Annotated in this window: 23 protein-coding genes and 1 pseudogene; 20 read left to right on the top strand and 4 right to left on the bottom strand. The window is 41.4% G+C overall.

What is annotated here, in order from left to right; translation table 11 throughout:
* Positions 1-31 precede the first annotated feature (31 nt).
* The 7 genes from rbsK to DWY57_RS21250 all read left to right on the top strand — a co-directional run bounded on the left by rbsK (position 32) and on the right by DWY57_RS21250 (position 7,419).
* The gene (gene rbsK, locus DWY57_RS05705) at positions 32-928 is read left to right on the top strand and encodes a ribokinase (RefSeq protein WP_117601550.1); all 897 of its coding nucleotides are present in this window, start codon (positions 32-34) and stop codon (positions 926-928) included.
* A gap of 30 nt (positions 929-958) precedes the next feature.
* Complete coding sequence (locus DWY57_RS05710; RefSeq protein ID WP_057281451.1) at positions 959-1,966, top strand: GRP family sugar transporter; 1,008 nt, start codon at positions 959-961, stop codon at positions 1,964-1,966.
* Positions 1,967-1,996: 30 nt separating this feature from the next.
* On the top strand, positions 1,997-3,556 hold the full coding sequence (locus DWY57_RS05715) for a DUF4434 domain-containing protein (protein WP_098032008.1): 1,560 nt from the start codon (positions 1,997-1,999) through the stop codon (positions 3,554-3,556).
* Between the two features lie 105 nt (positions 3,557-3,661).
* Positions 3,662-3,868, top strand: coding sequence for a hypothetical protein (locus DWY57_RS21240; protein WP_035447288.1), 207 nt, complete (start codon positions 3,662-3,664; stop codon positions 3,866-3,868).
* A 23-nt stretch (positions 3,869-3,891) separates the two neighbouring features.
* A complete protein-coding gene (locus DWY57_RS05725) occupies positions 3,892-5,991 on the top strand; it encodes a family 20 glycosylhydrolase (RefSeq protein WP_227186982.1) in 2,100 nt (699 codons plus the stop codon).
* Positions 5,992-6,306: 315 nt separating this feature from the next.
* A complete protein-coding gene (locus DWY57_RS21245) occupies positions 6,307-6,960 on the top strand; it encodes a hypothetical protein (protein WP_227186981.1) in 654 nt (217 codons plus the stop codon).
* A 9-nt stretch (positions 6,961-6,969) separates the two neighbouring features.
* Positions 6,970-7,419, top strand: coding sequence for a hypothetical protein (locus tag DWY57_RS21250; protein ID WP_227186979.1), 450 nt, complete (start codon positions 6,970-6,972; stop codon positions 7,417-7,419).
* Between the two features lie 206 nt (positions 7,420-7,625).
* Here DWY57_RS21250 and DWY57_RS05740 read toward each other — a convergent pair whose 3' ends face one another.
* Entirely contained in the window at positions 7,626-8,894 is a 1,269-nt protein-coding gene (locus tag DWY57_RS05740) for a phage integrase SAM-like domain-containing protein (RefSeq protein ID WP_119961459.1), read from the bottom strand.
* Positions 8,895-9,250: 356 nt separating this feature from the next.
* On the opposite strand from DWY57_RS05740, the gene DWY57_RS05745 reads away from it, so the two are divergent.
* The 12 genes from DWY57_RS05745 to DWY57_RS05800 all read left to right on the top strand — a co-directional run bounded on the left by DWY57_RS05745 (position 9,251) and on the right by DWY57_RS05800 (position 20,353).
* Complete coding sequence (locus DWY57_RS05745) at positions 9,251-10,750, top strand: site-specific integrase (RefSeq protein ID WP_117747213.1); 1,500 nt, start codon at positions 9,251-9,253, stop codon at positions 10,748-10,750.
* A gap of 176 nt (positions 10,751-10,926) precedes the next feature.
* Entirely contained in the window at positions 10,927-12,219 is a 1,293-nt protein-coding gene (locus DWY57_RS05750; protein ID WP_119961460.1) for a DUF4143 domain-containing protein, read from the top strand.
* Between the two features lie 23 nt (positions 12,220-12,242).
* Positions 12,243-13,607, top strand: coding sequence for a DUF6043 family protein (locus DWY57_RS05755; protein ID WP_119961461.1), 1,365 nt, complete (start codon positions 12,243-12,245; stop codon positions 13,605-13,607).
* A 141-nt stretch (positions 13,608-13,748) separates the two neighbouring features.
* Positions 13,749-14,054 (top strand): helix-turn-helix domain-containing protein, encoded by a 306-nt coding sequence (locus DWY57_RS05760; protein ID WP_119961462.1) that lies wholly within the window; start codon positions 13,749-13,751, stop codon positions 14,052-14,054.
* 13 nt (positions 14,055-14,067) lie between these two features.
* The gene (locus DWY57_RS05765; protein ID WP_119961494.1) at positions 14,068-15,264 is read left to right on the top strand and encodes a primase-helicase family protein; all 1,197 of its coding nucleotides are present in this window, start codon (positions 14,068-14,070) and stop codon (positions 15,262-15,264) included.
* Positions 15,265-15,437: 173 nt separating this feature from the next.
* Positions 15,438-16,301, top strand: a complete 864-nt coding sequence (locus DWY57_RS05770) for a toprim domain-containing protein (RefSeq protein ID WP_119961495.1) — start codon at positions 15,438-15,440, stop codon at positions 16,299-16,301.
* A gap of 249 nt (positions 16,302-16,550) precedes the next feature.
* The gene (locus DWY57_RS05775; RefSeq protein ID WP_117747178.1) at positions 16,551-16,883 is read left to right on the top strand and encodes a helix-turn-helix domain-containing protein; all 333 of its coding nucleotides are present in this window, start codon (positions 16,551-16,553) and stop codon (positions 16,881-16,883) included.
* Between the two features lie 4 nt (positions 16,884-16,887).
* Positions 16,888-17,235: a hypothetical protein gene (locus tag DWY57_RS05780; protein WP_117797111.1), complete on the top strand. Its 348-nt coding sequence runs from the start codon at positions 16,888-16,890 to the stop codon at positions 17,233-17,235.
* A 72-nt stretch (positions 17,236-17,307) separates the two neighbouring features.
* Positions 17,308-17,958: a hypothetical protein gene (locus DWY57_RS05785; RefSeq protein WP_117747176.1), complete on the top strand. Its 651-nt coding sequence runs from the start codon at positions 17,308-17,310 to the stop codon at positions 17,956-17,958.
* Positions 17,959-18,159: 201 nt separating this feature from the next.
* Entirely contained in the window at positions 18,160-18,531 is a 372-nt protein-coding gene (locus tag DWY57_RS05790; protein WP_039848667.1) for an antitoxin ParD, read from the top strand.
* Between the two features lie 14 nt (positions 18,532-18,545).
* On the top strand, positions 18,546-19,769 hold the full coding sequence (locus DWY57_RS05795; protein WP_117747175.1) for a relaxase/mobilization nuclease domain-containing protein: 1,224 nt from the start codon (positions 18,546-18,548) through the stop codon (positions 19,767-19,769).
* 59 nt (positions 19,770-19,828) lie between these two features.
* A complete protein-coding gene (locus DWY57_RS05800; RefSeq protein ID WP_117747174.1) occupies positions 19,829-20,353 on the top strand; it encodes a hypothetical protein in 525 nt (174 codons plus the stop codon).
* Between the two features lie 68 nt (positions 20,354-20,421).
* Here DWY57_RS05800 and DWY57_RS05805 read toward each other — a convergent pair.
* Both DWY57_RS05805 and DWY57_RS05810 read right to left on the bottom strand, forming a co-directional pair.
* A pseudogene (locus tag DWY57_RS05805) lies at positions 20,422-20,659 on the bottom strand (tyrosine-type recombinase/integrase); the annotation flags it as partial.
* A 168-nt stretch (positions 20,660-20,827) separates the two neighbouring features.
* The gene (locus DWY57_RS05810) at positions 20,828-21,664 is read right to left on the bottom strand and encodes a helix-turn-helix transcriptional regulator (RefSeq protein ID WP_117689109.1); all 837 of its coding nucleotides are present in this window, start codon (positions 21,662-21,664) and stop codon (positions 20,828-20,830) included.
* A 161-nt stretch (positions 21,665-21,825) separates the two neighbouring features.
* On the opposite strand from DWY57_RS05810, the gene DWY57_RS05815 reads away from it, so the two are divergent.
* Positions 21,826-22,161, top strand: a complete 336-nt coding sequence (locus tag DWY57_RS05815) for a multidrug efflux SMR transporter (RefSeq protein WP_205123876.1) — start codon at positions 21,826-21,828, stop codon at positions 22,159-22,161.
* A gap of 426 nt (positions 22,162-22,587) precedes the next feature.
* On the opposite strand, the gene DWY57_RS05820 is transcribed toward DWY57_RS05815, so the two are convergent.
* On the bottom strand, positions 22,588-23,463 hold the full coding sequence (locus DWY57_RS05820) for a radical SAM mobile pair protein B (RefSeq protein ID WP_117689143.1): 876 nt from the start codon (positions 23,461-23,463) through the stop codon (positions 22,588-22,590).
* Positions 23,464-23,681: the final 218 nt, after the last annotated feature.

A 23,681-nucleotide genomic window follows, 5' to 3' on the forward strand; every position in this document is an offset into this window, starting at 1 on the left:
AATAGATTGAATTTATTTATAATATAGTGTTATGAAAAAAATTATAGTGATTGGCAGCTCCAATGTGGACATGGTGGTGAGAACTTCTCATCTGCCTGCTCCCGGTGAGACGATTCTGGGAGGGGAATTCTTTATGAACCAGGGTGGAAAAGGAGCAAATCAGGCTGTTGCAATAAAGAGATTGGGCGGCAATCTGATATTTATGGCAAAATTGGGGAATGATGTATTAGGTCGGCAATCTGTCGGTTATTTTAAAAAGGAAGGAATTGATACAAGATATATTGCTCTCGATGAAGATTCTGCTTCCGGAGTAGCTCTGATCAGCGTGGACGATCATGCGGAGAATAGTATTGTAGTGGCATCCGGTGCCAACATGTTGTTGAACGAACAAGATGTGGATAAAATGTTGGAGGAAATGTGTGAGGGAGATATCCTCTTGATGCAATTGGAAATTCCGCTTCAAACAGTGGAGTATGCTGCCAGAAAGGCTTTCGGGAAAGGAGTGAAGGTGGTGCTGAATCCGGCTCCTGCCCGCAGTCTTCCCAAAGAATTGTTCCGGCATCTGTACATGGTCACTCCGAACCGCATCGAGGCGGAGATGCTTACGGGCATAAAGATTGCCAATGATGCCGATGTTGAGAAAGTGGCGGAAGAGATTTGCGCGATGGGGGTAAAGAATGTAATTATCACTTTGGGTTCGAAAGGATGTCTTATAAGGGAAGAGGGCGTTTCTTATCGTATAGATGCTTTCAAAGTGGAGCCTATTGACACTACAGCTGCCGGAGATACGTTTAATGGGGCTTTGTGCGTAGGATTGTCAGAGGGCATGGACTTGAAACAAGCTGCTGTGATGGCTTCAAAAGCTTCATCCATAGCTGTAACCAGAATGGGAGCCCAGTCTTCTATTCCTTACCGTGAAGAGTTGTAATCATTAAAAACAATATTAAATATCACGATTATGTTTATAGTTGAAAGTTACGGATTGGCGGTAGCGTTGTGCTGGGTCACGATGTTATGCTGGGGATCATGGGGAAATACTCAAAAATTGTCAGCCCAAACATGGCGCTATGAATTGTTCTATTGGGATTATGTGATTGGTATACTTCTTTTTTCTTTGGTTTGGGGCTTGACACTGGGCAGCATTGGAGAAGGGGGACGCGGATTTATGCAGGACTTGCAGCAAGTTGGTATGGAGAATTTTTGGAGCGCTTTTCTGGGTGGCGTCATATTCAATGCCTCGAATATATTGTTGTCGGCTTCCATGTCGTTGGCTGGTATGTCGGTTGCTTTCCCGATAGGGGTGGGGTTGGCGTTGGTATTAGGCGTATTTGTCAATTACTTTAGTGTACCGAAGGGGGATCCTGTCACTCTTTTTGGGGGTGTCTTCTTGATTGTGTTGGCCATTGTTTTTAATGGGATTGCTTCCAGTAAAGTTTCTGAAGTATCAGGTCAGACTGTCCGAAAAAGAGGAGTTCTGATCGCTGTCTGCGCTGGTATTCTGATGGCGTTTTTCTATCGTTTTGTCGCCGCTGCTATGGATTTGGAAAATCTGGAATCGCCTGCTGTTGGTATGATGACTCCGTATTCTGCCTTGTTTGTGTTTGCAATAGGTATCTTTATCAGTAACTTTCTATTCAACTCTTTGTTAATGAGGAAACCTTTTACGGGGGTGCCTGTGGCTTACAGTCAATACTTCAAAGGAAATATGAATACTCATTTGGTTGGTATTTTGGGGGGTGCCATCTGGGCGTTGGGAACAGCGTGCAGTTATATTGCTGCCGGAACAGCCGGTGCTGCCATTTCCTATGGGTTGGGACAAGGGGCTACGATGGTTGCCGCATTATGGGGGGTGTTTATTTGGAAGGAATTCAAAGGGGCTTCTAAATCTACTAATCTATTGATTGCCTTGATGTTTATTCTCTTTATTTTAGGTTTGGCGTTAATTATTACGTCCGGTGGCAATTGATCTTTTATTAATTAAAAAAATGTGTATATTATGAAGAGGATTTTTCTGCCAATCCTATTGGGGGTACTGATGATATCAGCCGTACTGCCGTCGGCAGTAGTTTTTGCTGGCAATGATGTTCCTGGCCGACAGAGAAAACAGAAGGTGAAGGAATCTGTTTTGAGGGTGAAGCCCATTACTGGTACTTGGATAAATCTGGCATATAAGGATGTACGTAATAGATATACCAATCCGCAGAGTTTTGATAATACGGATCCGGAATTATGGAAAGCTAAAGTGCGGGAACTGTCAGCTATGGGCATTGAATATCTGGTATTCATGGAAGTTGCCAATGAGGGTAAGGCTTATTATCCCTCTCAATTAATGCCCTGGTGGTATGATAAAGATAAACAGAGTCCTGTGGAAGCCATTCTTGATGAGGCTGCCCGATATGACATGAAGGTTTTTATGAGTACTGGATGGGCAAAAGACCAGGATGATAATTTGCAGGATCCTGCTATCAAACAACGCCAATTGCAAATTATGGAGGAACTGGCCGTCTTTTATAAAAATCATAAAGCCTTTTATGGCTGGTATTTGCCGGTAGAGGATTGTCTTTGCCCCATTTTTGCAGAACATGCTGTACAATCGGTTAATGCATTGACCAAAAAGGCAAGAGCATTGACTCCGGATAAGAAGACACTGATTTCTCCTTATGGTATCGGACTGTCTGATTTTGATAATCCGGAGTATGAGAAACAATTGGCAAAGCTGAAAGTCGACATCATAGCCTATCAGGACGAAGTGGGCTGTGTACGCGATAAATTCATGTTGCCTCGCTTAAAGAAGACTTGGAAACGGTTGAGAGACATCCACAACCGTCTGAATATTGAGATGTGGGCCAATTGTGAGACTTTCACTTGGGAACAGGGAACCAACGACCGTTCTTCGGCCTTGATTCCTGCCGCTTATCCGCGTCTTTTATCTCAACAAGTGGCTGCTTCTGTGGCAGGGGTTGACAGGATTATCTCATTTATGGTTTGTGGAATCATAGAAAGCCCCACGTCAACTTATCAGTTGGGGCAACCGGTGTGGTCACATAAAGTATACAATGACTATATGGCCTGGAAAAGGCGGATTGGCTGCTGGCAATTGGCCGAAGCTGCCTTTATGGAGAGATTGGCTAACGGGGCTACCATTGACATGGTGTTGGGAAAAGCGGATTTGAAGGCATTGCTTGATGGCAGGGTTGCCGAGGAAGACAGTAAAGATGCCCGTTGGGTGAAATTCGAGAAAGGTTATCATGAGCTTGTGGTAGATTTGCAGAAAAAGACCAGACTACGGAAAGTCATGCTTCGTATGCTGGACTATAATTTAGATGGAATAGGTATGCCGCTGAAAGTTTATCTGTTCACTTCGTTGGATGGAAAAGAATATAGATTAGCTTCTATCAAGGATACTCCCCATTTCCCGAACAATCGGCATGATGCATGGATTGAAAACTTGTTATTTGATCAATTGGATGAAAGCATCCGTTATATGAAGGTGGCTTTCGAAGCTTCGCAACAAGTGTATATGGATGAGTTGTTTGTTAATCCGGTGATAAAATAAAGACCAGTTGAGATGAGAGTGAGTTTGTGTTTATTAACGGTGTGGCTGTTTCTTGCTTGTGTAGGCCGCGGGGAAATTGTACCAATTCCTTCTTGGTCAAAATCGATGGCAAAGGAGAAATATATCCTAACCCCCAAAGCACCTGAGGTTCCACAGATTAATAGTCTATGGTGCAGCCTTGGAAATACAGAAAAAGTCTCTGTTCGTGATTTGTGGCATCAAAAGGATTTAGGGGAGTATAAAGGGGGATTTTGGACACAAGTCCCTTATCATGGAGTTACTTTTGTAAAAAAAATCACTCTTGTAGAGTGAACTGAAACTTTAAAATAAATAGTATGGAATTTGCTTTGGATAGATGGATTACCAAGCATAATGCTTGGATTGATGTTTTTGGACCAAACTACATGAGGTGGATATTTCGTGATGTGAAAATGACTATTTTGTTTTTGGGGCAGTTTCTCTTTGGTAAAGTGTTGCAGGTGTTTAAGGCAGGTGTGTTATTGGGAGCAGTGTCTTGCATACTATTTGTGCCAGGGCTAAAGGCAGAAAATTCTAGGCCATTTGTGATACCGGCATTACAGGAGTGGAAAGGCGGGGATGGCTATTGGCGCTCATCGTGTCGGTTGGTGTTGGACCCCCGCTATGCAGCAGAACTCAATCCGGTGGCAAACACATTTGCCGAAGATTTAGCAGTGATGTTTGGCAGGAAATATAAGGTGGCGGAAGGCGTTTCTGCCTGCTCGGGAGATATTTTTTTGACTTTGGCTGGAAAAGAAACAGAAGAGAATCGGGAGAAGTATTATTTGGATGTGTCTGATCGGATGGTGTTGACGGGTGCAACGACGCAGGCAGTGTTTTGGGGAACTCGGACCATTCTTCAAATGATGGAACAGTATGATGGGGCGGTGCCGCAGGGAGTGGCTGTAGATTGGCCCAATTATCCTAAGCGTGGATTTATGTTGGATGTAGGACGTAAATTTGTCCCCATTGGCTTTTTGAGGGATTATGTGAAGATAATGTCCTATTATAAAATGAATTGTTTCCAGATTCATTTGAATGACAACGGCTTTAAAAAGTTCTATGGCAATGACTGGTCGCAAACACCCGCAGCTTTCCGATTAGAAAGTACCGTGTTTCCGGGATTGGCCACGGAGGGGGCTCATTATTCAAAAAAAGAATTTGTTGAACTTCAGATGTTAGCCGAGCAGTATGGAGTGACTGTCTTGCCGGAAATAGATGTGCCTGCGCATTCATTGGCCTTTACGCGCTATAAGCCGGAAATTGCTAGTAAGGAGTACGGAGAGGATCACCTGGATTTGTTTAATCCGGAGACTTATTTGTTCTTGGACAGCTTGTTTGCAGAGTATTTAGGTGGAGAAAATCCGGTGTTTAGGGGTAAAGAAGTGCATATTGGTACAGATGAATACGATAATTCGGATCCTAATGTTGTTGAAAAGTTTCGCTTTTTTACTGATTATTACATTAAATATGTGGAGGGTTTTGGGAAGAAAGCGGTGGCATGGGGTGCATTGACGCATGCCAGAGGAGATCTTCCTGTGAAGTCTGACGAGGTACTATTGGACATTTGGTACAATGGTTATGCCGATCCCTTTGAAATGGCCGAATTGGGATTTGGATTGGTGAATGTGGCATGTAGCCAATTGTACATAATACCATTGACGGCACTCTATTACCACGATTACCTGAATATAGAGTGGATTTTTAATAACTGGGAACCCTATATGTTTGATGATAGAATATTTAGTCGGAATGATAGGCGTGTGAAAGGGGGAATGTTTGCCGTATGGAATGATTACATTGGAAATGGGATTACTTTCAAGGACATTCATCATCGTGCGTATCCTGCTATGCAGACATTAAGCTTGAAAATGTGGACCGGTGCTGTGGATGATTTGTCTTTCGCACGGTTTGATTCTTGCCGTCGTGCTTTGTCGGAAGCTCCGGGAGTGAATATTGGAGCAAAGGTAAAAACGATGGATGGGAAAGTGCTTCAAGTCTCGAAGTTGAAAAGGAATCAAAAGCTTTTGATAGAAGAAGTAGGGTATGATTATGAAGTGGCTTTTGATTTCACTGCAAAATCCGCAGATAAGGGCAGTGTGCTTTTTAAATCTTCCAATGCCATTTTGTATCAGAGTAGCCCAAAGTCTGGAAAATTGGCATTCTGGTCAGATGGTTATTTAAATGAGTTTGATTATATGTTTCCTATCGGTCAACGGGTACAAATTGTGATTAAAGGTGACCATACCTCTACAAGTTTATACATTGATGGAAAACTACATCAGACTTTGGATAAAAAGATACTTTATAAAATTGGCGAGGAGGTGGTGTACTACCAGTCCACTCTTGTTTTTCCATTAGCTTTTACTGGAAATTTTAGTGGGCAATTGTTAAATTTGAAAGTACTGCAAAAGTAATTCGAGTTCATGTTACAAGGATCCATTTTAGGTTATTCTTTGCCTTTAATTTGTTGTAAGAATTCATTGGTGGACACTAATGCTTTTTCATCTTTGAAGCATGTGGAAGTTGAAAAAGGATAGTGATAATTCCCTGATTTATATTCAATGGTTGTAATATATCCTGACGGAGATTATGGTGAAAATATTTTGCTGGGTCATACCAAAAGGCCTGGTTGGATATAATGATTAGTGCTAAAGTGCAATTATTAAGCCTGCTTTAAATTTCACTTTTAGCCATTAGCTTGTTACAACAGATATGTAATAAGATGTAAAGTGAAACTTAAAGTAGGGCTCATTGATTATTCTACATGTTGCTTTGAAGTACTTATGCAGAAAACAACTTCTATTATATTCATTCTTCTATGCTTCTTGTCAAGTTGTAGCTTCGAATCTAAAACAGAATTTCCAGCCTTTGATAAGGAGATTAGAGTAGATGGTGAGCAATCTGATACAGAATTGCTGATTAATATGGGATGGATTGACTGTGTTGATACATTCTTGGTAATGACGCATGTCGCCCAAAATGATTTTTGCCATGTATATTCCATTCCTTCGGGTATGAAAAAAATCCATACTTGGGGTTCATTGGGAAATGGTCCTGGCGAGTTCCTACAGCCAATAATTACATACGCTCACGAAAACACCTTCGGTTTGAATGATGTCAATATACAAATGTTGGCAGTGATGTCTCTAAAAGGCAACGGAAATGCTATTGAAATTGAAGAGCTGTCCAGAAAAAAAACTCCTTATAAGCGTGTGCAAGGTGAGCTCAATCCTGCAGATTATAATTTCGTACGACTGGATGAACAGCATTTTGTCTCCCTATTGTGCGGAAAGGACGGTAGTTTCTTTTCCTTACTGGATGCCAATCTGCAGCCTTTACAGAGGTTCGGCGAATCTCCGGTGGGGAACAAAATTTCTGTCTAGTCTTCACGGATGAATTTGAAAGGTTATCTGTCGGCGCATGACGGGCATATGGTGTTTGCGCCTAGCAAACTGCCGTATCTTGCTAAATACCACCTGGAAAATGGAACCATGGTAAAAGACTGGAACTTTTATTTTGATCGGTCTTTTTATGAATGTAAAGACTATAACCTCTTGTTTAGTAAGGCAAGAAGCTTTGGGCAGGTGTTGGATTTGGCAATGGATGACCAATATATCTATATTTTGTACTTAGATCAACTTTTAAGCGAGTATGACTATAATGACCCGCAAAAATCCATGGCGAACAAGGTGCTGGTTTTCAATTACTCGGGAGTACCCATAGCCAAGTTGATATTGGATAAACGAATCTATCAGATGGCTTTGTGTACAAAATTGCATAAGATTATCGGGCTGGGGAATCTGCCAGAACCTGCATTTGTTTCGTTTGATGTCGTTTTTTAGATATATAGTCTAGTATTTCCCTTATACACTAGAAATAGGATAGCGTATAATTATATGTTTTAATTTGTATATAACTGATATCCATTAAATTACTGAAGTGTTGATTTGATATCCTTTTTAGGCATTCTACCTTTGAAGCATGTGGAAGCCGAAAAAGGATAGCGACTAATTATAGCTCAGTAGATTTTTAGTGGGGAATTATTAGCTTACTTGCCAAACACGTACTTCGCAACCTTAGTATTAGCCTTGTTCTCATTTACGAAATCACGTTCAATATAGATGTCCGTTACTTTCATTGCATCGTCAATATGGTTAAGTGCTGCATGGACTATATATTTATCAATGCCAGCTTTATTAAGTGCAATGGTAGCCCAACTATGCCTTGCTGCGTAGTATTCCAAATCGTCAATTTCTAATATTGTACAAATTTCTTTTAAGCCGTAGTTGATAGCCTTATTGAAATCCTTCTCGTCAGCATAGTATTGATAGAAATTGAAGAGACGTTTACCAGTCTTATCCTTGTACTTCTCAACAAGAGGCAGGATTAATCTGGGTATGTCAACCTTCATTTGAGCCTTATCCAATCTACGGTCTTTCGTCTTGGTACGATTATAGACGATTGTATAACCTTCCATTTCAGTGGCATTGTAAAGGTCTGCTGAATTGATTCCCATAAGACAGAATGATAGAATGAAACAATTCTTTGCCAAATTATAATGGCAGGTAGATTTGTAGCCTTTCTTCATATCTTTATAGGGTAGCTTCCATAGCTTCTTTATAATATCTGCGGATATGGCTCTCTTTCTTGTTGCTTCCTGCTTGGGTATTTCAAGTTCCATGAAGGGTGAGTTGGGGATTAGGATTAAATTCTTCTCCTTCTTATTGTATTTCTTCTTGGCTTCATTGAATAACTTCTTAATGCTTATCAAATATAGAGAGAGTGAACGATTGGAAGGTACCCGTTTACCCTGCTGCATTAATCTTTTAGTCCGTATCTCACGTTCTTTATTCAAGAATGCTTTAAAGCTTTCTAAGAAGTCAAGGGTAATCAAATTAATATCCAATTCCTCTTTACCTATGAAACGGACTAAGGCATTAATGGCAGTGGTGTAGTTAGGTGCACCTTTGATAGTGGTTGAGGCTATCCACTCACGACTGAACTTTATAAAGTCAATGGTTTGTTGCTTCTCTTGTTCTCCGTTTAAGAACTCAATTATCTCATCTAACGAATAATGATTGTGGTCTAATTGCAGTTTGAAACACTGTTCTCTGTAATAAAGTACCAGTCTATCTATCGCTCTCTTAATGGAAGTGTCCTCTTTAAATTTGAGGGATTTAGTTAGGTCTTTTGAAGTTATAAATAGATTAGTTGATAGTCTTTTAACCTTACGGTCTAAAGTAAATCTAATCTTAACATTGTACGTTCCGTCAACTTTTAGTTCACTCTTCTTGATTTCAGCTTTGATAGTCAGCATGTTAGTAATGTTTAAATCAGTCAACAATTAGTCAACAAATACCTAATACAATACTAAATATAACCAAGCAACAGACCCTTAATCGGAGGTCTCCATGAACTAAAAAAGGCTCTATCTCGTTAGAGATGAGCCTTTTAGTTTGTGGACCAGCCTGGGCTTGAACCAGGGACCTCCAGATTATGAGTCTTTTTGTGGGGTATTTCATGTAATTACATGAGGTACTATTGCGCTGATAATCAGTGACTAATGAATTTTGCAGTTTGCAGGAAAATCACTATATTTGCACCAGTTTTCATGCGAAAAGGTCACCTGAAGGTCACCAAATGAACACGATTTCACTTGTAAATGAAGGTATTATGGAGAATGGAAAGATGAATAAGGTTACTAAAACTACAAAAGAGGATGCAAAAACCACATCAAGAGGAGAAAAATGCCTTGCGAAATTCACGGCTGCGAATGGCAATGTATATGGTTCGCTGACTCTTGACATACGAAAAGCGGGCGACTATTCGCAACCGCTTCCAGTAGCTGTGCGTGTGTGTCATGGCGGACAAAAGATTTTCCTGCGTTTAGGAAAATCATACACTATGGAAGAATGGTTGGTTCTTTGCGATTATGAGAAAAGCGGTCGGCGCATCCAATTAGCGGAGCGTAACGACATGAAGAATCTGATGGACAGAGTGGAACTGATGGTTAACCAACTTATCTCGGAAAACAATTTCTCTCTTCGCAAGTTGCAAGACAGGTTCCAAGGCAAGAAAGACGATGACAGCACCATCATCACAGTTTGGGATTCGTACATTCAATCTAAGACCAATGAAGGCAAGGCTGGTTCCGCTCGTTGTAGTAAGGATGTACGCAATCGCTTTGTGAAAGATTTGGGAACGGATGTATCGTTTGCAGATATTAACCGTGACTTTATCTTGAAATGGGTAAAAATCATGAAGAAGAATGAATTGAGCACCACCACTATTGCTATCGCACTTCGCAGTCTAAGGACTATAATCAATATGTGCATAGCTAACGGACTGATGAAAGGTGATACCAAAGAAATGTTTAAGGATACGGGCTACAACAAAGCGCAGAGCCGTAAGCATGAGTTTCTTGACGTGGCTACCATGCGGAAGCTCTATGACTTTTGGAAAGCTGACGAGGCAAAAGACAAAGATGGAAACGAACTGTTCCTCGGCAGAGAGAAGTATGCCATATTTCGCGACCTTGGACTATTCCTTTTTATGTATCTGGGCGATGGGCAGAATCTTGCTGATACACTCCGACTGACTTATGATGAACTATACTATGCCACTCATGGCAAGCAGCTTCGTTTCCTTCGCCACAAAACTCGTGAGCGGAACGAGAGTGCCAGCGAAGTGATATTTCCTGTCACTTCCGAGATTCAAGAGATACTCAACCGGTATGGCAATGTTCCAAAACTTGGGCGGAGGGTGTTCCCCATCATGAGTGAGCTAATCACACCAGAACAAGAGATATGGGTTATCCAACGCTACAACAGATATATACGTGAGCACATGGCAAAAGTTGCCAAACTATTGGATATGGAACAGGTGCCATCACCCACTTGGGCAAGGCACAGCTTCGCTACCAACCTCAATAACTCTGGTGTCGTACCTTATAAATATATAAGCGACAGCATGGGGCATAGTGGCGGCGGTGACATTACTTCCAATTATATCGGTGCCTATCCGCTTGCAAAGATGCTGGAGTATAACCATTATCTACTTAATGAGAAGTCGAAAGAAAGTACTCCTGTGGTAGATAAGAAAGCCCTGCTTGAGATGCTGAAAGGCTTGAGCGAGGAGGAACGGACGGAGTTGATGGCTAACTTATCAGACTAATTATAGTTGCTCACCGCAAGAATGCCAAGTGAAATACCGCAAAAAAGTGGATTAAAATGCCACAAAAATACCGAATAAAATACCGCAAAAAAGTGGATTAAAATGCCACAAAAATGCCGAATCAACCTTGCAATTCGCAGAAAATATGTATCTTTGCAATTGAAAAAGCATATTATATGAGTTACTATAAAAGAACTGCCGATGCCCTGTTGCAAGACTTGCTGGATGCATTTGGGGCTGTATTGATAGAAGGACCAAAATGGTGTGGCAAAACCACAACTGCGTCTCAACTTGCAAACAGCATCTTGAGAATGCAAGATCCTAGTTTGCGTGAGGAGTATTTGGTCACCGCTAAAACTAAGCCGTCCATTCTGTTAAATGGAGCTACGCCTCGCCTTATTGATGAGTGGCAAGATGCTCCAATGTTGTGGGATGCAGTACGAACTGTTGTTGATGATCGTCAAATCCCCGGACAATTTATACTTACAGGTTCCAATGCCGTTGACAAATCCCAAATACACCATTCTGGAGTTGGTCGTATTGCCAGACTGCGTATGCTGCCTATGAGTTTGTGGGAATCACAAGAATCTACAGGTGAAGTTTCGTTGAAAGAACTTTTCAACAATCCAGATTATGATATTGACGGTAAGATGTCTAAGATGACCGTTGAGGAATTAATCTTTGCAGCCTCCCGAGGCGGATGGCCAGCTTCTTTGTTGGCTCGTACCCCAAAGGCTCAACTACTCGTTGCAAAGAACTATGTTCAAACAATTTGCTCCAACGACATTTCTAGCATTGATGGCAAGAAAAGAGATGCCAGACTGACCAGTATGATACTTCGGGCGTATGCCAGAAATGTTTCGACTCTGGTAAAGAAGAAGTCGCTTTTGGATGATGTGACCTCATCTGGCGAAGTAAGTTGCCACGTGGATACATTTGATGACTATGTTGCAGCTTTGGAAAAGCTATTTGTTATCCAGAACATAAGTGCATGGTGTCCTGCAATTAGAAGTAAAACCGCTATCAGGAGTGGCGTGAAACGATGTTTCTGCGACCCTTCCATTCCGATTGCTCTTTTGGGGTTGTCTCCTGAAGCGTTGACCATGCAGCTCAAGACGTTTGGATTTATCTTTGAACAGATGTGTATTCGTGACCTAAAGGCATATACTATAGACTTGAACAGTCACGTATCTTATTATCATGACCGATATGATTTGGAAGCGGATATAGTGCTGCATCTGGAAGATGGACGGTATGCCTTGATAGAGTGCAAACTTGGCAGTCGTGAGATTGACGATGGAGCCAAGCATCTGCTTGAACTCAAAAGGCTTATACAGGAACATAACACAACAGAGAAACAGATGCCCATTCGGGAACCGGATTTGCTGATAGTGATGACTGGTGGAAGCATGGCATACACTCGTCAGGATGGCGTGAAAGTCATTCCGTTGGCTTGTCTTAAAGATTAACCCTATTAGCTAAAATAACACTTATGGGCAATAAGATGAAGGAATGGTTTGAGGCGAACCAAGAAATCTATGCAGAGTTCAAAAGCAAGTTTCATTCCACATTGGACATTCTATCACAAGATGGAACCAATGTGGCAGAATGCGATGAAACTTACTCGCTTCAAAATATGCTTTTAGAGGCAATGGCTGCAAAGAATGTGCCTGTTGAGAACATAATAAACACCTTCTCTAAAGCCGCAGAAGAAGGTGATATGGCTGCTTGTTGTATGCATTGCTATTTGGAATTGGATAATGGGTTTGAGGAAATAGAGAGTGCCATGACTAAATTTGAGCAATCTACGGATGCGCAATATATCAAAGATGGGGTTAAATTCCACTTGCAGGATAAAGAGCAGGAAACTCAAGAGGCATCAGACCGAGAACTTAATCTATTGCGTTTGCGCCGTTGGCATTACGAACACCCGAAAGAATATCAAGAGTTCACAAATCTCTTCACAAAAGCATACGAGGGTGACATGAGCTTCGCCTTCAAAGGTTTTTCCTACTTGATAGAGCTGCTGTCGCTTGATGGTATAAAAGGTATCTCCGAATTATTGTTAAGCCTATGCCCAGGAACTGAGAGCTACAACAAAGCTCAATTTTCTAATGTTAGTCAGCAGGCACACGAAAAACTGACTGAATTGTTTGCCTCTACATTTAACAAAGAGGAAACAAAAGATAAATTGCAGCACAATAATCCTTTCTTGTTCAGTGTGTTCTATTGGATGATATTTGATAATGGTTTCGTGAAGTCCGCTGATTTATTATCCAAAACAATGATGGGAGAGAAGCCTTCTTTTTGGCAGAAAAACTTCGGCGAACAAATTATGCGCTCTTTGATGCTTACCAGTATGGATAAAGCGACTTACACTAAAGGAACATGGAAAGCAACAAACAATCGTGTAGTCAAAGATGTAGCTAATTCTGCATTACAAGAGAGTAAAGGCAGACGTGGACGTAAGCAAGTCTGTGTCCTGCTTGAAGAAATGCTTATACAACCTCATGCAGAACTTCTTACCAACGAGATAGAAAAAATACTCACCGAATGGATGGAAACGAATGATACGGATTCTATTCTTGCTTATATTTTTGCTGCGCTGACCAATGGAAGCTTGCTTAATGATACCTATAACTATCGTACTTTCCATACAGCCATCTTGGAAAAATTCCCATCCCTTGGATTTAAGTCTGGCTTTGATTGGGGAGAAGCCCTTTATAATGCCATTGTCAGTGAACGTGGCAACGACTATAATTTGAGTTTATCAGAAAAGACTGTTCAAACAGGAAAAGAACAGGCAAAGTTGATAAGCATAAGACTGCGCACCTTACTTTCCCCTGATGTATATTGATTGCATCGTGAAGGCTTGATTTGTTAAAAAGGAACGCTGTTCCGTTAAAAGCGCCTCGGCAGAAATCGACATGATTTTTACCGAGGTGCTTTCATTTTATTCCATCGTAATTTCGCAGCATAAACTTCAAAACAACATGTTATGCAAGGAAATTTTATAATGTTACAGAAGGACGACCTGAAGCAGGTTGTCGCTGAAATGGTGGAAGAGTTGGTCGATAAGAAATCGCAAACCAATCTGACCGCAGAAGAGAGTGACGAGTATTATACTCGCGACCAAGTATGTGAACGACTCCACATAACTTATACCACGCTGTGGCGTATGCAGAAGGAGGGAACGATTATCGTTCACAAACTGGGCGGACGTAATCTTTACTCGAAGAAGGAAATCACCTCTCTCTTGAAAGCTAAAGTACAAACTGCTAATAGCGCTAATCCAAATGTTTAATCTAAAAGCAAGCATTATGGAAGAACAATACATTCGAGTAGGCACTACTATATATAAGGTAGTGCAGCAGCCTTTGGCAGATGGAACGATGACTACCCGCAGATTGCAATGGAGCTTTGGCACTATCCGACAAGATTATGGTAAGCACAATATCCCTACTATTGATAAATATAATGGTTTTTGCACAGTGCCAAGTCACACAGACTATAAAAAGGATGTTGCAGGTTTCTATAATCTGTATGAACCAATTGACCATGTTCCGGCAGAAGGGAATTTCTCAGATATTGAAAAACTGCTACACCACATCTTTGAGGAGCAATACGAACTGGGGTTGGACTATATGCAGTTGCTTTATATGCAGCCGACTCAGAAACTCCCCATCCTGTTATTGGTGTCAGAGGAACGAAACACAGGAAAGACCACTTTCCTGAACTTTCTGAAAAGTATCTTTCAGGACAATGCCACCTTTAATACAAACGAGGATTTCAGGAGCCAGTTCAATGCAGACTGGGCTGGCAAGCTACTCATCGTTGTGGACGAGGTGCTGTTGAGTCGTAGAGAAGATTCAGAGCGATTGAAGAACCTAAGCACAGCCCAAACCTACAAGGTAGAGGCCAAGGGTAAAGACAGACAGGAGGTAAACTTCTTTGCCAAGTTCGTACTATGTTCCAATAACGAACTTTACCCTGTTATCATTGACCCGGGAGAAAACCGCTATTGGGTGCGTAAAATCCGCCCACTTGAAAGCGATGATACCAATTTCCTGCAAAAGCTAAAGGAACAGATACCTGCATTCCTCTATTATCTCCAGCACCGCACACTCTCCACCAACAAAGAGGGGCGTATGTGGTTTCATCCTACCCTTATCAGGACAGAGGCTCTTGACCGCATTATCCAGTGCAACCGCAACCATACGGAGTTGGATATGGTAGAGCTGATACGTGACATTATGGAAACGCAACACGTTGACAAGCTGTCGTTCATCCCTCAAGACTTAATACCGTTACTGACCATGAACGGTGTAAAGGTGGAGCAATGGCAGATACGAAAGGTCGTGAAAGATGTCTGGCGACTTACCCCTGCTCACAATGCACTGACCTATCTTGCCTATCAATGTGACTACACTAAGCCGGGGCGTGTTTCCTCAATTAGCAGAGTGGGACGTTTCTACACGGTGACCAAGGAATTTATAGACTCTTTAGGTTTATAATCCTTTGTTGAGTTGTTGAATTGTTGAGAACAACAGACTAATCTTTGGTACTCAAACAAATACAATTCAACAAGCACTCAACAAGAGGTGTAACTGGGCAAAAGAGAAAGCTATTTTTCTTTTCACCAGCCCATTCTCTCAACAACTCAACATTTCAACAAATCACTCACATTATGACTATACAAGAAATAAAGGCAATCCAAATATCCAACTTCCTTGCAAGCAAGGGATATGAACCAATAAACAGAAAAGGAAATAAGTGGTGGTACTTATCGCCACTACATACGGAGAAAACCGCATCATTTAAGGTGGATTTAACCAAAAACGTGTGGTATGACTTTGCACTGGGCAAAGGAGGTAACATCATTGATTTGGCGATGCAACTATACCACACGCAAAACATTTCAGAAGTATTGCACATGATGGGGCATTCAATCATTCTACCCACAATACCAATCCATTCTACTTGCTCACAAAAGGACACTTCGTTTGAAGATATTGAGGTAAAAGAACTGGCTCATCCTGCTTTACTACAATACCTCTCGGGAAGGGGGATTGGTTCTATTACAGCCAAAAGGCAGTGCGTGGAAATACACTACAAAAGTGCTGGCAAGCGATATTTTGCTATTGGCTTCAAGAATGATGCTGGTGGCTATGAACTTCGGAATCCATACTTCAAGGGATGTATTGCTCCGAAAGCAATCACTACGATAAGGAACCACGAAACAGCTTGTCACATATTCGAGGGATTCGTGGACTATCTCTCCTATCTCATACTACATGGCGAATGTGATGCGGTGGTACTCAACTCCATTGTAAACATCCCGAGTGCTCTCTCCATGCTCAATAAGTATTCTCAAATATGCTGCCACTTGGATAATGACAAAGCTGGCAGAATGGCCACCTGGCAGATAATGAAAGCATTTGGAAACAAGTGTACTGATGCCTCAAATGAGTATGAAGAATACAAAGATCTCAACGAGTATCTGATGAACAAAAGTATTGCATTCCTACAAAAGGGAAGAAACAAATTCTGACTTGGCGGCTGGACGCAAAGAGGTGTGGCGTGCACGATAGGGCTTGCCCTGATATAGCCCACTATAACTTCTCCACTTTATTCCCGAAGAGTGAGTGTTCGACCAATCTACCACATTGCAGCATGGTAAATAGAGCCAAAGAATTGAAAACCAACACTTTTAATAAGCCATAACGGCTGCTTGAATATCATTGGCAACAATATACTTTGCAGCCGAAATCGATAACGAAATAAACAAAATATCAGATTTATGACAGAAAAGAACGCATTAAAGATGAACCTCGACCATGAACGCAAGATAGTGGAGCTTCAGTCGAGAGTGAACAAGTTGGAGAACCTTTGCTACATGACAAAGGAAGTATTGAACCTTGAAGAGGCTTCCGCCTTTCTCGGCATTGCCAAGAGTACGTTCTACAAGATGACGCATCTTAACCAGTTGCCGTACTTCAAGCCTGCTGGCAAGCTCATCTTCTTTGAGAAGAAAGCCTTGCTTGACTGGGTGCGTGGCGCAAGAGCCATGTCGGAGGAGGAGATAAGACTGGAGGCTGCAAACCGTCTGAATGAAATGAACAATAGACCATAGCATCATGACGAAAGATGAACTTGTAAACAGTCTGCAAAAACGTGACCCTCTGTTGGCTAATGCGGTCAGCAATATGGTAGACTACATTTCCGACCGCTTTCCTGCTGCTTACCCAAGCAAGGAACAGACGGAAGCAGTCTATAACTATCTTCACTCGGTCTATGCTGACGGTGACGGAACCATGTCTGAAAGAAACTGTGAGCATCGAAGAATTGCATCACAGAAAATTACCATCAATGCCATACAAGTGCTTGACAGTCCCCAACTTGACCGACTGCAACGTGTGCTTGACCATATCGCATACGACAAGGAGTATTATATGCCAGAGAGAGGCTTCGGCATGAGGCGATAGTTTCTCTTTTGACGGCAGAGAGTTTTCCGCATAACAGCAAGAAAAGATTTACATAACAATAATAGAACAACGATGAACAGTAATATTTTCAACAGCATTATCCTGAGTAACGAACAAGTGAACTATCTGATGGGTGGCACGGCTGGCATCAATCGCCTTTCATGCCTTTATCAACTCATTCAGATGGTGACACGACAGATAGAAACCTCAAATGAGGTTGGGGAATCTACAACAGAATTGTGGGAAGTGAACATGTCAGAGGTGGCTCTATCCAAACTATGGAAGTGTGACCGAAAGACCGTCTCCAAGATGCTTGACCACATGAACAAATTGGGCATTCTTTCTTCTATACAGACAAGACGGGGAAGTGTTCACACTTTGCTCTGCATTTCAGCTTGGATTGTTGATGGCAAGAAGTTTGTCAATCCGTACTATATCCCCATCAACCAAAGAAGCAACTATGACAAGTCAAGTTCTTCTGCTTCCACAACCGCCTTCCCCAACAAAGAAGATCCTCCCATCAAGAATGGCGGTACTTCTCCTACACAACTTGCCAACAGTTCCTTTTCTTCCCTAACTTCTGGAAATGGCGATAATGGCGAGAAGGAAGATGATCCACAGCCAAGCGTCTCTGACATGGAACTGGAGGCGGAAGCCAGAAGGCAATTCTTCAAGGAACAGATGGAAGCGGAGGATGCCCCACAATTTCTGTTGCTTGGGTAATTTGAAAACCGTTATACAACAAGTCTGTGAACATGTGCAACCGCAGTGCGTAGCGTGCTTGTGCGTAAACTCTGATAGCAGTGCTATGCAAGAAATACCAATGTCATACAAACGCACTTCGTTTGTCCGTATGCCAATGGACTTCTTGAACGCTCGCAAGCTCGCATTGGGTTGCACACTTTTATAGAAGCAATACTTGGTATGAATAAGAAAAATATAGAAAAGGAAGCACCGAAATACACGAGCCGCCTGATAGTAAGGCTTACGCCACAGCTTCATAAGGAGATAGCGGAATATGCAGCCCTTTGCGGACTGACCACAAGCGCATACGCACGCAAGCGGTTGGAGGGCAAATATCCCAAACAACGCTTGACTGACAAAGAAATGGAGGCTTTGAACAGCCTATCGGATGCCAGGGGCGATATACAGAAATTGTTCGGCTTCCTCAAAGGTCGTCCGCTAACGGAACGTGAGAACATTCTACGTAGCGAAATCTTTATGAAACGATGGAGAACAAGCGCAGAGGTGATCTTGAACCGCATGATTGAGATAGAGAAATACTTAACACAATAGAACATACAACATATATGATAGCAAAAGCAAAGGTAATAAGTCATGGCGCAAATGCCATACGTTACTCAGTGGATAAGGACAAGGCGGAGATTGTAAAGACCAATCTCTTGCCCGATGATATTTCCCCAACGGCAATGTGGGCAAGAATGCTTGCCTTGCAGAAGAAGTTTGAGGACAAATTGAACCGTTATCATCCGCTCAAACGTAACATGATACGCATTGAGGTTTCCCCAACCTCGGAGGAAACGCAAGGTTGGACGATGGAGGAATGGCAGAGGTTGGCGGATGACTTTATCCGTGAGTTTGATGCGGTTGACCTTTCAGCCAAGTCGAAGCGCAAGAGTGCAAAGGCAACCAACCTCAAAGACAGCCAATATGTTGTTGCGCTTCATCGTGACAGCAAGAGTGGCATTATGCACCTTCATATTGATGCGAACCGCATAGACATAAGGGGCAACGTGAATGATGCCCATTATATCTACGAGAGAGCGATGGCTGCTGCCGCCAAGGTTGGGCAACAGCGTGGATGGAAAGATGCACAAGAGGTAAGCCGCCAAAATAAGGACGCGATAACCAATGATTGTCTTTCCGTTTTGGCTAAGATGCCGTACTTTGATTGGGGACTATACACAAAATGCCTCACACAAACGGGATATGATGTCAAACTGCAATCCGACAACAAAGGACAAGTGCGTGGCTATGCCATCAAGCGTGGTAACTCCATTTATAAGTCCTCGGAACTTGGCAAAGGTCGTTGTCTGATGCCCTCAAAGATTGAAGGTACTTGGGCAAAACTGCATCATCAAGAATTGGAGAAACCAGTTTCAACTCCAACAAAGAATACCCAACAGCCAAAGATTATGACTGTACCCAAACCCATGCCTACTGCGGACAACTCTCCAAAGATACGTCACTTCGATTTTTCTACGGACGAGTTTCATCATTATCCTGTTGACATTCCACAGAACTGTCTGGAAGTCATCGACAAGAATATTGCTTTGGATGCCGACAATGTGTTTGCCAAGATTGGTGATGTGCAAAAGACCGCCATCCTTCTCTTTGCTGAATACATTGATGCAGCCACAACCATTGCCGCCCAGTCTGGCGGTGGCGGAGGTGGCGCTACCTCAGGTTGGGGACGAGATAAGGACGAGGATGAACTGTCATGGGCGCATCGTTGCGCTATGATGGCTAATCGCATGTGCAGACCTCGCAAGAAGCAAGGATATGGCAGATAACCGAATGTTCAACCAACAACATTGATACTATGCCGATAGGTAAAAGCAAAATCTCGGATATGGATTTCGGATCTTTCGAGAATACGATTGACAAGAATATCGAAACGGACAAGGCTTCGGACAAGTTTGACCAACAGCTTCAAGCCTACAAGGATGCTGGCAATAGCTTGACTTTGGCAAAATCAAGTCTTGAAACGGCAACTGGTTCTTTGCAGGAAGCCAAGGAAAACTTGAATAAAGTCACCGATAAAGCGGACGCTGTTACAAAAGCCATTGATAGCTTTATTGCAAAAGTGAGAGATATAAAATTCAAGGCTAAAGTTGATGATGCCGACATGGAACAGGCAATCAACAACAGGAAGAAACTCATTGAAAACGAGTCCAAACTTCTTGAAGACCACCGAAAGGAGAACAAAGAAATCCTCACTCGACATTTCTATGAGATGTCTAATATGATGTCAAGGAATGAAGGTGTGTGGTTGTCAAATGGTTGGGTAAAGGCTTTGCTTTGGATTTTTTTGCCGTGTTTCCTTTATACAAGCATTTCGATTGTTTATCTTGTCGCATCATACATAGACAAGTAAGCTGAGGATGGGGTGATGTGGAGTCACCTCATCCTTTTGCCTTTTATAGCCTATGCTACTTTTCTTCCCTATTTCCCAAGAGACTTGAACATCCTGGTGATGCACTTTTTCTTCTGCCCCATATTCGGGTGAACATAGAGATTAAGGGTTGTTCTAATGTTGGCATGACCGAGCAATACACTTACTGTCTTGTAGTCACAGTTGCTTTCAATGCAGCGTGTTGCAAAGCTGTGGCGCAGTCCGTGTCAGTCGAGGTATGTCGAGACGCTTCATAAGTCCATGATAATAGTTGCGGTAGGTGCGTGGTCTGTCATAATGCGGAAAGCCAACAGCCTTTTGACGAAACAAAACATCGCCACACACTCAATGAGGTTGGCGATGTCGCGGAAGGTCGGTATGACTGGAAGATTGATAGAGGGCGAGGATTTACTATGTAATAAGGCAATATCAGTAAAAACATTATTATAGGTTATATCATTCCTTGTTATTTTCACGATACTCTAACGGAGGTATTCCCGTCAATCTACGAAAATAACGGCACAAATAGGAAACGTCTTCAAAATGCAATGTAGATGCGATAGACTTTATAGGCATATCCGAGTTTATTAACAGACTCTTGATTTCTGAAATGGCTTGTTTGTCTATTAATTCTTTCGGTGACTGAGACATATATTTCCGAACAATTTTGTAAAGATAGGTAGGCGTTATGGAAAGTTGCTCTGCATAGAATTTCACATCGCGGGTTTCGTGACAATGAATAGAAAGTAGTTTAAAAAAGCGATTTATAAGCATCCTTGAATGGCTACATTTGTTGTGAAACACACTCATGCCGCTTTGGTTTAATGCAGAATCTATTACAATATACAAGTTTCGGACGCTATTCGCTACAAGCTCTTTCTGCATCGGACTTTCATTTGTTATTGTCCATTTCATAAGTTGCCACCAGCCGCTCAATAGATGCTCAAAGTCATGAGATGGATGTAATATTGGTGTAGAATACAGTGCCTCCCAGAATTGTGTGGAAAGGGGTTTATAAATAACTTCCTCTAATAATGGATATGATAATGAGAAATATTGGACTAAAAAAGAAGCGGATATTTTATCTATTGAAAAACTACTGTCGTAAAATAGCAAAATAAAATCTCCCTTGCGAAGGATATTTTTTTTGAAATTGATAGTAGCTATCGCATATCCAGAAATAACCGACAATGCTATACAGCCATTTGTATCTATAAGACTTCCCTTGCTTTCACTAAAATTTGTTTGTCCAATCGCAAATGCCGTATCACCTTTTCGTAATTGATATTTCATTCGAATCTTAAATAATTAATATTTTGCTTGCAAATATACAAAACAAATCTCGCAAAAAGAGTATTTTGTATCGAAAAGTACCATTGTTGGAATGATATTTTCTCGGTGTTGATAAAAATTTAGGCTAATTTTGCACCATGAAATCATAATAGAATCTCGATATGATAAAAAGTTACACATTTCTCATCTGTGCCATCCTCGCCGAAGCACTTGGCACCACTACATTAAAATTATCAGAACAATTCACGAAGCCTGTACCTGCTATTGTAACTGTTTTGGCATATGCAACAGCTTTTTGTTTACTCAGCTTATCTTTGAAGACTATCCCTGTTGGAATAGCTTACGCTATTTGGGCTGCGGTTGGTATTGTTTTAATAGCAATCATAGGAGCGATAGCTTTCAAACAAACACCAGATCTACCCGCCCTAATCGGATTAGTACTAATCATAGCTGGAGTGATAATTATTAACGTGTTTTCTAAGATGAGCGTTCACTAAACACGTCATAATTTCTTTGATATAAAAATAATGCCACTTTCAAATTATGAGTTATTTGAAGGTGGCATTTTTGTTTATATGTATTGGGCAATATACATTTGACATAATATAATTGCCTCTTTTGTACCTCGCTTGTTCCATGAATCGGACATAGCATTGATTTTCAGCAGTGGTAAGCAATTCCTTGACAAGTCTTTTGCAATTTTGACCTCATTCCGAACCGTTATCTCTAAATAATAAAAATACTTATTAACTGTTAAGATTTAGTTAAATCTTTCACCCAAAACACACGCCTTTTCTAATCCTTTTACTCCCTCAAAGCAACTTTTTCACTTCCTCTTTTCCCTTAACGGATAGTTGTACCGTTATTTTCTTATATGGTTGATTTTCAGCGATAAAAGTCATTATCAAATCAATCAAATAATCCTATTTTTTTAGCCTAATTTTTTCATGATAGAAATAGTTTACTATAACAGGTTTCCCTTTTTGAGAACGCCCGTATGGTAAATCGTTTATACGATAAGGATAACCTTCCGCTTGAGCAAACGCAGCTACTTCCTGTTCCAAGACCTGCCAGTAATCTTTTCGTTTTTTGTTGTAGATATCATCATACAAGGCTACAAGCTCCGGATGCTTTTCCCGTATATACCCCATGATGTCTCTCTTAAATTGTCCACGAAGATTCAGATTTTCCAGCCATATCAAATCTGCATAATCTTTTACCCTATTAACGATAGCTTTCACATCTGTAATTCCTGGAAAAATCGGTGAAATAAAACACACGGTGCGTATGCCTGCATTATAAATCTGTTTCATGGCTTTAAGTCTTCGCTCAATGCTTACGGCACGATCCATATCACATCTGAATTGTTCATCGAGTGTGTTAACTGACCAAGATACTGTCACTTTCTGAAAGCCTTTAAGTAAATCAATATCACGCAAAACCAAATCTGACTTAGTACAAATCATGATTTCAGCATTAGTGCCTTTTAACTCTTCCAGCAGTTTACGGGTTCTGCAAAAATCTTCTTCATACGGATGGTATCCGTCTGTTACTGAACCGATAACAATCCGTTGTCCATCATATTTATGCGGATTATCAATAGGTTTCCAGTGCTTTACGTCCAGAAACGTACCCCAAGGCTCTGTATGCCCTGTAAAACGTTTCATGAATGAAGCATAGCAGTACTTACAAGCATGAGGACAACCTACATAAGGATTGACAGAGAAGCCCCCTACTGGTAATGAGGATTTAGTCATGACATTCTGTACATCTATTTCTCTGATTATTTCCTTTTCCATATTCTTTCTATAAATTGTTTTGGTAGTTCTTGAATCATTCGGTATTCTCCCATTATAGGCAAAAGGTTTTCTTTCATAAATACCAAAATGTGATTTCTTTTCGCCTGTTCTACAATATGACGTACTCATTCAGGATTGGCATCTACTTTCCCTTTCCTTTTGCCTGTTTCCGTTCCTATAACAATCCATTCGTAACCCTCTTTTCAGGCTGTTTCCCA

It is taken from the genome of Bacteroides sp. AF25-5LB, assembly GCF_003602965.1.
GTDB classification, from domain to species: domain Bacteria; phylum Bacteroidota; class Bacteroidia; order Bacteroidales; family Bacteroidaceae; genus Bacteroides; species Bacteroides uniformis.